General features: G+C 38.1%; 12 protein-coding genes. 7 read left to right on the top strand and 5 right to left on the bottom strand.

What is annotated here, in order from left to right; genetic code table 11:
* Window positions 1–239 precede the first annotated feature (239 nt).
* A complete protein-coding gene (locus Q0X66_RS07155) occupies window positions 240–1,490 on the top strand; it encodes a serine hydrolase (RefSeq protein WP_297704701.1) in 1,251 nt (416 codons plus the stop codon).
* A 71-nt stretch (window positions 1,491–1,561) separates the two neighbouring features.
* Here Q0X66_RS07155 and Q0X66_RS07150 read toward each other — a convergent pair whose 3' ends face one another.
* The gene (locus tag Q0X66_RS07150) at window positions 1,562–1,741 is read right to left on the bottom strand and encodes a hypothetical protein (RefSeq protein ID WP_297704699.1); all 180 of its coding nucleotides are present in this window, start codon (window positions 1,739–1,741) and stop codon (window positions 1,562–1,564) included.
* Between the two features lie 75 nt (window positions 1,742–1,816).
* Window positions 1,817–2,515, bottom strand: a complete 699-nt coding sequence (locus Q0X66_RS07145; RefSeq protein WP_297704697.1) for a peptidoglycan DD-metalloendopeptidase family protein — start codon at window positions 2,513–2,515, stop codon at window positions 1,817–1,819.
* 117 nt (window positions 2,516–2,632) lie between these two features.
* On the opposite strand from Q0X66_RS07145, the gene msrA reads away from it, so the two are divergent.
* From msrA to Q0X66_RS07130, 3 genes are all read left to right on the top strand, one after another.
* Entirely contained in the window at window positions 2,633–3,310 is a 678-nt protein-coding gene (msrA, locus tag Q0X66_RS07140; protein ID WP_297704695.1) for a peptide-methionine (S)-S-oxide reductase MsrA, read from the top strand.
* A 119-nt stretch (window positions 3,311–3,429) separates the two neighbouring features.
* The gene (locus tag Q0X66_RS07135; RefSeq protein WP_297704693.1) at window positions 3,430–4,812 is read left to right on the top strand and encodes a DUF1080 domain-containing protein; all 1,383 of its coding nucleotides are present in this window, start codon (window positions 3,430–3,432) and stop codon (window positions 4,810–4,812) included.
* Between the two features lie 3 nt (window positions 4,813–4,815).
* Complete coding sequence (locus Q0X66_RS07130) at window positions 4,816–6,144, top strand: Gfo/Idh/MocA family oxidoreductase (RefSeq protein WP_297704691.1); 1,329 nt, start codon at window positions 4,816–4,818, stop codon at window positions 6,142–6,144.
* 66 nt (window positions 6,145–6,210) lie between these two features.
* Here the strand turns inward: Q0X66_RS07130 and Q0X66_RS07125 are convergent, their stop codons facing one another.
* The 3 genes from Q0X66_RS07125 to Q0X66_RS07115 are packed head-to-tail and all read right to left on the bottom strand — an operon-like array spanning window position 6,211 to window position 8,774.
* Complete coding sequence (locus Q0X66_RS07125; RefSeq protein WP_297704690.1) at window positions 6,211–7,692, bottom strand: hypothetical protein; 1,482 nt, start codon at window positions 7,690–7,692, stop codon at window positions 6,211–6,213.
* Window positions 7,664–8,248, bottom strand: a complete 585-nt coding sequence (locus tag Q0X66_RS07120; protein WP_297704689.1) for a hypothetical protein — start codon at window positions 8,246–8,248, stop codon at window positions 7,664–7,666. The genes Q0X66_RS07125 and Q0X66_RS07120 overlap by 29 nt, the downstream gene beginning before the upstream one ends.
* Window positions 8,232–8,774 carry an RNA polymerase sigma factor gene (locus tag Q0X66_RS07115; RefSeq protein WP_297704688.1) on the bottom strand — a complete coding sequence of 181 codons (543 nt, stop codon included), beginning with the start codon at window positions 8,772–8,774 and terminating at the stop codon, window positions 8,232–8,234. The genes Q0X66_RS07120 and Q0X66_RS07115 overlap by 17 nt, the downstream gene beginning before the upstream one ends.
* Window positions 8,775–8,882: 108 nt before the next feature.
* On the opposite strand from Q0X66_RS07115, the gene Q0X66_RS07110 reads away from it, so the two are divergent.
* Genes Q0X66_RS07110 through meaB form a run of 3 tightly spaced genes read left to right on the top strand, consistent with a single transcriptional unit; the run spans window position 8,883 to window position 11,426 of the window.
* A complete protein-coding gene (locus tag Q0X66_RS07110; RefSeq protein ID WP_297704687.1) occupies window positions 8,883–9,791 on the top strand; it encodes an aldose epimerase family protein in 909 nt (302 codons plus the stop codon).
* Window positions 9,792–9,816: 25 nt separating this feature from the next.
* Window positions 9,817–10,377, top strand: a complete 561-nt coding sequence (locus Q0X66_RS07105; RefSeq protein WP_297704686.1) for a DUF2911 domain-containing protein — start codon at window positions 9,817–9,819, stop codon at window positions 10,375–10,377.
* 2 nt (window positions 10,378–10,379) lie between these two features.
* Window positions 10,380–11,426: a methylmalonyl Co-A mutase-associated GTPase MeaB gene (meaB, locus tag Q0X66_RS07100; protein WP_297704685.1), complete on the top strand. Its 1,047-nt coding sequence runs from the start codon at window positions 10,380–10,382 to the stop codon at window positions 11,424–11,426.
* Window positions 11,427–11,439: the final 13 nt, after the last annotated feature.

Raw genomic sequence — 11,439 nt, 5'->3', positions numbered from 1 at the left:
CGGTATCTGACAAAAACTTGGATTAAGTGCAAAAAAGTGTCGATGAACGGATCTAACCCCTAAAACACCTTAGCGATTTAATGTGTATTTAACCGATAATCGGAAGACAATTCAACGACAAAAAATAGGAGAAACAATAAAAAAAGAATCCTTTTAAGCTTGTTTAGAGCTCAAAATAGTGCGATAAATGCTAATTTTAGCTCGCATCTCTAATCAATTTCTTTCTAAAAAACCCATATATGAAGACAATTTGGACGTTTGGTCTCTTCTTTATCCTGCTATTAGTAGATATAAATAGTCCCAAAATTACAAATCGACAGCATCCTCCGCCTTCTGTACTTCTTTATTCCGATTCTTTAACTCAGGCTTTAAATAAGCTTTATAGTAAGGGTTATATAAATGGCTTCGCAGTAACCTTAGTGAATGGGTCCGGACCTCTTTATCAAAAAGGATTTGGTTATATGGATGTTGCAGCAAAAAAGCCTTATACAGATAGTACAATTCAAAATATAGCCTCTATTTCAAAAACCTTTATTGGAATTTCACTCATGAAGGCACAGGAATTGGGAAAGTTAAAATTGGATGATCCTGTAAATAGTTATCTCCCTTTTAAAGTAATCAACCCATATTTCCCTGAAAAAGAAATTACCATTAGGAATTTAGCTACACACACTTCAACTATTACGGATACCAAGTATTACGATAAAAAATCCTATGTATTAAAAGATGACATTCCTGCTGATAAGCTAAAGGATCTGAATGAGACGTTTAATTCACCTTCCTCTAAAACAACTTTATTAGAATTTATGCCAATGGTTTTAGACACTAAAGGAAAATATTATAAGAAAAAGGGGTTCTTGCGTGAATTACCTGGAACAAAGTTCGACTACTCCAATATAGCTGCTACTTTGGCAGCTTTGGTCCTTGAACAGGCCACAGGAGTTCCTTTTGATGCATTCACCGTTAAATACATCCTGAACCCATTAAAGATGGATGATTCTGGCTGGTCTTATGATCAGATTGATTTGGCTATGCATTCTAAACTGTACTCCGACAAAGAAACTGAATTACCCTTTTATGAATTAATTACTTATCCCGATGGTGGAATGCGTACTACCGCAAAGGATATGGGAAAGTATCTGTCAGAATTGATCAAAGCCAAGGCGGGTAAAGGAACCCTTTTGAATCCGGACAGTTACAAAGAGTATTTTAAAAAACAACTTAACGAATCTCATTTTGAGGAACGCGATAGCGTATTCCCGTATAATGATGAATACAATATGGGCATCTTTATGGGATATAGTGGCAATGGAGCCATTGGACACTCTGGTGGTGATCCAGGAGTGGCGTCATTACTATTTTTTGATCCTACAACCGGAATAGGCAGATTTTTAATGATAAACACTTCTCTAAACAGCCAGGAAAGCGCAAATGAATTTTTTGGTATTATGAATGCCCTGGGAGAATATTCGGCTAAACTGAACCAATAATACTTTATTAACTCAATTATTACAAATACAGTTAATGCAAGTGTTTTTTAAGAATTCTAAGGGATTAGATATTAAGCCAATTTAGCTTTATTTCTTTTTGTAGTAAAAGATAAAGCTTTCTTTACTCGGCTATTCTTGTTTTTGTACAAACGAGCAACAGTGTTTTCTTTTGTAGTTGAAGTAACTATACTCATTTCTATAGTTTCTACTTTGGTATCAACTTTAGAATCCTGAGCTTCGGTATCTGACAAAAACTTGGATTAAGTGCAAAAAAGTGTCGATGAACGGATCTAACCCCTAAAACACCTTAGCGATTTAATGTGTATTTAACCGATAAAAGGAGGTGTGATTTTTAGCAATAAATTGGGGTCAGGGCAATTTTTTTGATACATATTAAGGTCTTTTTGCGCACAAACGCCTGGATAATCTCCCTTAAAGCCGCCCAATTCCTTTATGATTTGGAAGTGAAGATGGGGTGCATAGTTCACATTAATAGTTGTATCGCCCAAGGTCGCAAATGCTTCCCCAGCATTGATTTCTTTGTTTTTATACAACCCCTGGAGTGATTCTATTGATAAATGCCCGTAAAGTGTATAAAATTGTATGCCATTCAGTATATGCCTTAAAATAATAGTTGGGCCATAATCCCCGGATACCTCATTGTTCTTAAAACTGTGTACAACTCCTCCTAAGGGTGCTATTACTTTAGTGCCAGCCTTAGCCCAAAAATCAATTCCGAGATGAATATTGCGTTCTTCTTCCCCTTTAACACCAAAGCCAGGACTCTTGCTATATAAGTTACGCCTTTCCAAATACCCACCATATGCTACTGATGAGGAGTCATTGTTTAGGACTTTGTCAATATACTCCTGGCAAACAGATGGATTGCCAATATCCAGGGTTCCCAAGTCTCTGTTCAATACTGATAAATCAAGCGGAATATATTTTCCAGTGGGAATCTCCCGGTCTAAAATAGCTATTAGCCCCTCAGAACACTTCAGAAGTACTTTTTCAAGCAAAGTCATAGAAATTCCTCTAATGTTGGTGAAACCGCAGCTTCTGAAATACGCAAAGACATTAATTAACAGGTCTTTAACCTCATTTACAGAAAGATTTATTGATTTTTGAAATAAATTCGAAAAATGAAATTTCTGAAAGCAGGTATTTTACTAGCCATAACTTTGTTCACCACTAGTTGTGAATCCAAAATTAAGAATAAAATAGAGCCAGCCCAAGAAGTAGTGCTGGCTGAAAAATATTCCAAACAAGATCTTCAAAAATACGAAACCGCCTATTTTGCAAGTGGTTGCTTTTGGTGTGTAGAGGCCATATTCGAGAGCGTAAAAGGAGTTAAGGAAGTAGTCTCGGGGTATGCCGGGGGAGCAGAAGAAAATCCAACTTATGAACAGGTAAGTTATGGAAAGACTTCCCATGCCGAAGCAGTAGAAGTATATTATGATCCTAAGGAGATATCCTACATAGAGCTGGTCCAGGTATTCTTTGGGTCCCATGATCCAACCAGCCTAAATCGTCAGGGACCTGACAGGGGAGCTCAATATCGTTCTATAGCCTTCTATAAGAATCCGGAAGAAAAGAAAATTATAGAGTCCTACATGGCCGCATTAGAGGAAAGTAAAATGTATGACGACCCAATTGTGACAGAAGTCACAGCTTTTGTCAAATTTTATGATGCTGAAGATTACCATCAGGATTACGAAAGGAAACATCCTGATAATTCCTATATCCGACAAGTATCTGTTCCGAGGTTAAATCGATTTAAAAAGAACTTTCCGGATTACCTTAAAAAGGAAGTGCATTAGGGTAATTTTATAAAACTTAGGCAATCAAACATAAAGCAACTTTTTTAAGTTGCTTTTTTATTTGTGCACACTTCAGCCTATATTTAAAAAATATAAACACAAATCGGACTCCTAATCGAATGAAAAAAAGCACCCCTATTTACAAAGCAATATTAATTCTAATGGTACTCACTTCGCTGGGATGCTCAGATTCCAGTAAGGACAACACACCTTGGATTCCTTTGTTTAATGGGGAAACCCTTAATGAATGGACTATCAAAGGAGGAGAAGCGCATTATGAGGTAAGAGATGAAATTATTGTGGGCAGTACGGTACATGATACCCCTAATACCTTTTTAACTACAGACAATATGTACGGTGATTTCATCCTGGAATTAGATTATAAAGTAGATTCCACTGTGAATTCCGGGATTCAAATCCGAAGCAATAGCTTCCATCATTATATGAATGGCCGTGTTCATGGTTACCAGATAGAGATAGATCCCTCAGACCGGGCATGGAGCGCGGGAATTTACGACGAGGCCAGAAGGGGATGGCTATGTACACTGGATAGTAATCCAAAAGCTCAACAGGCATTTAAACCAAATGACTGGAATCATTATAGGATTGAAGCACTTGGAGATACCCTGAAAACATGGATAAATGACGTTCCGGCCGCCTATCTGATAGACGATAAAACCAGTAGTGGCTTTATTGGACTTCAGGTGCACAGTATTGGAAAGGACCAAAAGGCAGGTACAGAAATTCAATGGAAAAACATTAGAATCCTTACGGATAGCCTGGCTAAATACTCAAGAAAAAGCACACTTACACCTGTCATTACTAAAAACCAACTCACCATTGATGAAGAAAAAAATGGTTGGAAACTCCTCTGGGACGGCACTACTAATAATGGATGGCGGGGGGCCCGCCTGGATGACTTCCCTACTGAAGGCTGGATTATAGAAAATGGTGAACTTATAGTCTTATCATCAGGTGGAGAAGAATCTGCAGCAGGTGGCGATATTGTGACAGAGGACCTTTATGGTAATTTTGAGTTACAATTAGATTTTAAACTTACAAAAGGTGCCAACAGCGGTATAAAATATTTTGTGGATACCGACCTTAATAAAGGCCACGGATCATCAATTGGCCTGGAATACCAAATTCTGGATGACGATAATCATCCCGATGCCAAGTTGGGCAATCATGAAGGTAGCAGAACCCTTGCATCCTTATATGATCTTATAAAGGTAGATCCGGATAAACCTGTGAATCCTATTGGCGAATGGAACCATGCACGTATACTTTCCAAAGACAACCATGTGGAACATTGGTTAAATGGCATGAAAGTCTTGGAATACGAAAGAAAAAGTGACACTTATAAAAAATTGGTTTCAGAGAGTAAATACAAGATCTGGCCTAATTTCGGAGAAGCTGACCAGGGCAATATACTGCTTCAGGACCACGGTGATCGTGTTGCATTTAAGAATATTAAAATAAGACCAATCTTAAGCGAATAACCCATGACAACAAGACGAGATTTTATTAAAAAAACCACTGTTGGGGGTGCTGCCATAACCTTAGGTGGTTTTGCCCTGCCGGGAACCCTTAACGCAAGTATTTTAGGGGCCAATGATCAATTACAGGTTGCCGTTATTGGAGTACGAAGCCGTGCTAAAGCACTGACCATGGGTATTTCAAAAAGTCCAAATGTAAAGATCATTTACAATTGCGATGTAGATGATACCATTATTGAGGCACATAACATTTGGTGTGAGGAAATAATCGGCTACGTTCCTAAAGTTGAAAAAGATTTCAGAAAAATGCTGGAAGATAAAGATGTTGATGCTGTATTTATAGCAACCCCTGAACATTGGCATGCCCCAATGGCCATAATGGCCTTACAAGCAGGAAAACATGTTTATGTAGAAAAACCTTGCAGTCATAATCCTTACGAGAATGACTTGTTGGTTGAGGCACAGAAAAAATACGGCAAGAAAGTACAGATGGGCAACCAGCAGCGTTCTGCCAGGACTACTATTACTGCTGTTAGGGATATTAGAAACGGTATTATTGGAAATGTTTATAAAGGGGAAGCCTATTATTCCAATAGCCGTTCATCTATTGGAAATGGGACTGATATTGCTGTGCCATCGACCTTAAATTGGGATCTCTGGCAGGGACCAGCGCCCAGGATGGCATATAAAGATAATATTCATCCATATAATTGGCATTGGTTTCGTAACTGGGGAACGGGTGAAATTCACAACAACGGTACCCATGAAATAGATATCTGTCGATGGGCATTAGGAGTTGATCTCCCTGAAACTGTTACTTCTTTTGGAGGAAAATATACCTATGATGACGATTGGCAATTTCCGGATAACCAGCAGGTGACTTATACATTCAGCGATAATAAGTTCATTACCTGGAACGGACATAGCCGGGGAGTAATGAAACCGGAAAGACAGGGAAGGGGTGCAACCATTTATGGCAGTAAAGGTACTATAGAACTAAGCAGAGAAAGTTATAAATTATATGACTTAGAAGGCCGACCAATTAAATTTGAATTTGAAACTGGAGGTAGCGCCACAATAGATACTATGGGCGCAGGTGATCTGGATGGGATGCACATTGCTAATTTCTTTAATGCCATTCGGTTAGATGAAAAGCAAAACTCACCCATAGCAGATGCTAGTATAACTACTATGCTTTGTCATTTAGGTAATATGGCTCAGGATGCCGGCGAAACGCTTAAAGTGGACACCACGACAGGTAAAATTTTAAATAATAAGCAAGCAATGGCCGCCTGGAAAAGGGAATATGAAAATGGATGGGAACCAAAATTATAGGTGAATTTAATTATGAAGCGGAGAGGATTAATAAGGTTATTTGGGACCTTAGAATTAAAAGAGTAGTTATTGTTGAAGCAGGATATCGCTATACCTGGAATCTATTACTATTGACTTCCCGGTATTCTTTTGCATATAATACCCGCTGTGAACAAAGCTATTTCCATTTTTTTCGGATACCAATTTTAAATCCGATGGCCCGGAGTAATCAGAAGAAGTACCGTCTATAGTAATACTAAATGGAGTAAGGGGTAATTTACATACCAATTCACCATTCTGAATGGATATATCCAAATCCTTAAAATCATTAGCAATTGTATTGATCCTTAGGGCCCCAAGGTCATTTTTAATTTGCGCACTTTTAAGTAAACGATCTATTGTAACAGAAGAGGAAGTAGCACTTAAAGTCAATATATTTACGTCCTTTAAAGCCACTTCATCTGAGAAATTGATATTTAAGTTCCCATAATTCCATCGTTGTACTGACACCGGAGAATAGGAAGCCACAATATTTGTCTTCTCTCCATCTATAGTGGAGGCAAGCAACCTTGCATAAGACAAGGTTGCATTCATGTTTCTTGTATTCTCTGCCAGCTTAACCTCCCCATGTCGCACATTCATTTTGAGCTTAGTAGATTTTGGCATTTTAATCTTGATAGTCTTCTTTACTTTATAATTCCTTTCTTCTCCATCTGAAGATCGATAAAAAATATTAGGACTATCTTTCCCTTGCCGGGAAATAATAACATTCTTATGAACCTCGCGTTGTTCATGCGCAATTCTTCTCTGCGCCTCCATAACCTCTCGTCTTTCTTCCTGCACCTCTCTTCTCATTTCTTCACTTTCTTTACCCATTTCTTCTCTTTCCTTCATCATTTCTTCACGGTCCCTCATCATTTCTTCCCGAGCTTCCTCACGTTCTTCAACCCTCAACTTCATTTCTTTGCCCCATTCTTCCATTTCCTTTTGATACTTTTCATCAAAATTCTTTTCAAACTCCTTTGACCACTCGTTAAGGTACTTTTCACCATCTTTCTCATACGCCGCATAATCAAAATTTTTGAATTGCATTGGAGGCATCGGGGGCATCGGAGGCATTTCCATAATAATCTCTGGAATTTCCGGAATATCAGGGATTTGTATGTCAAGAAAAAGAGGTTCTATTTCTGGCATCTCGGGAATTTCCACAATAATATTATTGTCATTACTATGTGCTCCTCTTAAAATCCATGCATTTTCCCCTCCGGTTTTTATAGTTATTTCCTGGCTATTGCCAAGGATTTTGATCCCTCCTTTATTAAAATACGCTTCTGCTTCTTCGGGCGTAGCGCCTTCAAGTTCAATTGTGGCTTCAACTACTACCTGGTCCTTATTCCAGGTTGAAAATTCAATATCGGCATGACTTGTGTTGATATTGACAACAGCCTCCTTCCCTACCGTAAATGTTTCTTTATACTTTTTAGACTGCACTTGTCCATAGCTGCCAACTGTAAAGAAGCAAAGACTCAGGGCAAAACTTTTAAACACTATTTGATGTAACTTGTTCATTTTCTGATGATTTTAATTGATTTAATTTTTCTTTTAACTTCTGCAATAACTGTAACCTTAACTGTAAATTTTTAATAAGAGCCGTAATGGTCTGATCATTCGGGCCAATTTCATTCAATTCTATATTTAACCTTTTGTATTCTTCATCCAACTCGGACAATCGGCGCATATAATCATCTACCATTGCCTTATTTTCATTGGAAACTTCCAAACGAGATAATTCCAGGTTTATATTAGCTACATAATAATTTTCTATTTTCTTTAATTCCGGGGAAAGATCCCCTAGAGAATAACCCTGAGCTTTTGTATTCTCGATTTCATTTTCAACAACTGCCGGCTGTTGCAGCGTATCACTTTTAAAATTTATATAGGTATAAATCCCCAGGCTAAAAAGCACTAATACTGAGGCTGCAATTTTTATAAAATAAAAAGTTGATTTTCTTCTTAAGGGCAACTCTTTATCCAATAATTCTAAAAACCGCTCTTCGTGCCCATCTTTCATTGGGTACCTTTTATCATTCTCCTCCTTGAATAATTCTCTAAGATCCTGTGCCATAACGTTTTTCTTTAAGTAATTCCTTTAAATGCCCTTTTCCTCTTAACAATCGGGTCCTGCTTGTGGTTTCGGTTAAATGCAATATTTCAGAGATCTCACTATGATCATACCCCTCCATTAGAAAAAGCTGTACTACGAGCCGGTATTTTTCCGATAATTGATTTATTGCTTCTTTTATCTCATCAATTGATATTCCATCCTCCACAGACCAGTCATCATCCTCAACAATATGTATACTATTCTCATTAAGTTCCTGAAAGCGTTCCTTTTTAGATTTGAGAAAGTCTATACTTTTATTGATTACAATTCGCTTTAACCATGCGCCAAATGTGACTTCACCTTTGAACTGATGTATCTTCTGAAACGCCTTAATAAAGGATTCCTGTAAAACGTCTTCAGCATCATCGGGATCGCTTATAAATCGCTTAGCCACATAATACATACCATCACAATACTGTCTGTAAAGCTTTATTTGTGCTTTTCGATCGTTGGCTTTGCAACGCTCTACCAGATCTATTTGAAACATTTGGCCGGTTTCGAATTTTGATATTAGTTGTTGTTAATTTAAGGACGAGAGAAAATTATGCATGTTGCAAAAAACAAGTATTTTTAAGAAATTTTTAAATAGTTCACCTTGCAACAAGTTACAATTAAAAACGAATTTATATCCTTGAGTGTCCTTGATTATGGAGCTATTATTCAAAAAATTCTGTTTAAAGACCGGGAAGGAAATACGTTGAACTTAGCAGTTGGATTCGAGAATCCGGATAGTTATCTGGAAGATCAAATATCTCTGGGCGCATGTGTTGGGCGATTTGCCGGAAGGATATCAAATGGAAGCTTCAAACTTAAAGGTGATACTTATAATTTATACTCTGAAGATGGGGTGCATCTGCATGGTGGAAAGAGTGGCTTCGGAAAAAAATACTGGATTTTTGATTCCATCGAACACAATAAAGAACCATTTGTTAAATTGAGTTACCAAAGTCCTCATATGGAAGAGGGCTATCCGGGAAATCTGAAGGCCAGCGTAACTTACAAACTGGTTGATAATTCGTTGCATATTATTCATGAAGCTGTGACGGATAGGAGTACTGTCATAAACTTAACCAACCATTCCTACTTTCGGCTGGATAATACTGGTTCTATTGATCACTATCAGCTCCAATTACAATGCCCTTCAATATTAGAAACTTATGATAATTTGCTGCCAACAGGAAAACTGATTTCTGTTGTGGATACAGATTACGACTTCCTTACCAGAAAAGAGATAGCAAGAAAACGACTAGACACTCCCTATGTGGTTTCAGAAAAAGCTAAAAAAGTTGCTGAACTATATTCCCCGGTTTCTGGAATATCAATGAAAGTTAATAGCAATCAACCTGCCGTAGTTGTTTATACTCCCCTGGAGTTTGCAGCTATTTGTTTTGAAACCCAAAACTATCCGGATGCACCTAACATTCAATCATTTCCTTCGGCAATCCTAAATCCCGGAGAAACCTATTATAACGATGCAGTTTTTACTTTTGATTTAGTAACTTAGACAAACTAATCAACAATGCTATAATATGAAAGTATTTAAATGGATTTTGATCGTATTGGCGGCAATAGCCTTACTTTTTTACTTCGTGGCAATGCCATATCTAAAAGAACAAACAAAAAAGAACAGTCCTCAAAAGACCGTTGTTTACACTGAAAATGGATTGGACCTTACACTAAAATACAGCAGTCCATTTAAAAAGGAAAGGGTAATTTTTGGTAAACTTGTCCCTTATGATACGGTATGGCGCACCGGTGCCAATGAGCCTGCTACTTTTACAACAAATTCTAAAATTTATATCATCGATAAAGAACTTCCGGCAGGGACCTATTCAATTTGGACCATCCCGGGTAAGGATAGTTGGCAAGTAATCTTTAATAAGAATGTTCCTGAATGGGGGGTTACACTTATGAGCGGCGGTAAAGAAACAACAAGAATCCCTGAAGAAGATGTCGCTATTGTTGGGGTGCCGGTTATTAATTTGGTGGAAACTGTTGAAAGTTTTACTATGGATTTTGAAGACACCGGTCAATTATACCTCAGTATCGATTGGGATAAAACCAAGGTCCGGGTACCTATTAACAACTAACATTGAGTTCGGAAAAAAATAAAGATACAAAAGGAGTCCTCCAGGTAAAAAAGCACCGCAAAAAGAAGCTCTCCGTTGAGGATCTCACCTATGGAGTCCTGAATGGAGACAAAGCCATTTTGGCAAGGGCCATAACCATCGTGGAAAGTACCAAAAATGAAGACCTCAAGAAGGCATATGCCTTGATTGAGAATTGCCTCTCAAAGGAATCTAAAAGCATTAGAATTGGCATAACCGGAGTCCCCGGCGTTGGTAAGAGCACCTTTATTGAAATCTTTGGCAAAACCCTTACAAGTCTTGGCAAGAAAGTTGCCGTATTGGCGGTAGATCCGACAAGTACCCTTAGTAAGGGTAGTATCCTTGGTGATAAAACTCGCATGCAGGAGCTGGTTAAAGATCCTAATGCTTTTATTCGACCATCTCCTTCAGGTGAGTCTCTTGGAGGAGTGGCCCGTAAGACGAGGGAAACAGTTATCTTATGTGAAGCTGCCGGTTTTGATATAGTCTTAATCGAAACTGTTGGGGTTGGGCAAAGTGAAACTGCCGTGCACAGTATGGTTGATTTCTTTTTGCTTTTAAAGTTAGCCGGTGCGGGAGATGAACTTCAGGGAATAAAAAGGGGTATCATGGAAATGGCAGATGCCATCGTCATCAACAAGGCTGAAGGCGATAATCTAAAAAGAGCGCAACTTGCAAAAGTGGAATTTGAAAGGGCTTTGCAACTCTATCCTCCTAAAGAAAATGGATGGAATCCTATGGTCAGCACTTGTTCAGCTATTGAAAATAAAGGGATAATTGAAATATGGGAGATGATTGTGCAATTTTTGGACACCACAAAAGACTCCGGATATTTTGAGAAGAACCGGCAAAATCAGAATAAATTCTGGCTCATGCAGACCATAGATGAACTTTTAAAGCAGCAATTTTACCGGACATCTGCGGTTAAAGAGAACCTGGAATCTATGCTAAAGAAGGTTGCTGAAGATAAAATCTCCCCTTTTCGGGCTGCCGAAGTACTAATGGTCGGGTATAAGAAAGAACTTAAATAAAAAGCATAAATTT

The organism is uncultured Eudoraea sp., from assembly GCF_947260015.1.
GTDB lineage: Bacteria > Bacteroidota > Bacteroidia > Flavobacteriales > Flavobacteriaceae > Eudoraea.
This window is presented reverse-complemented; position numbering and strand designations above follow the sequence as displayed.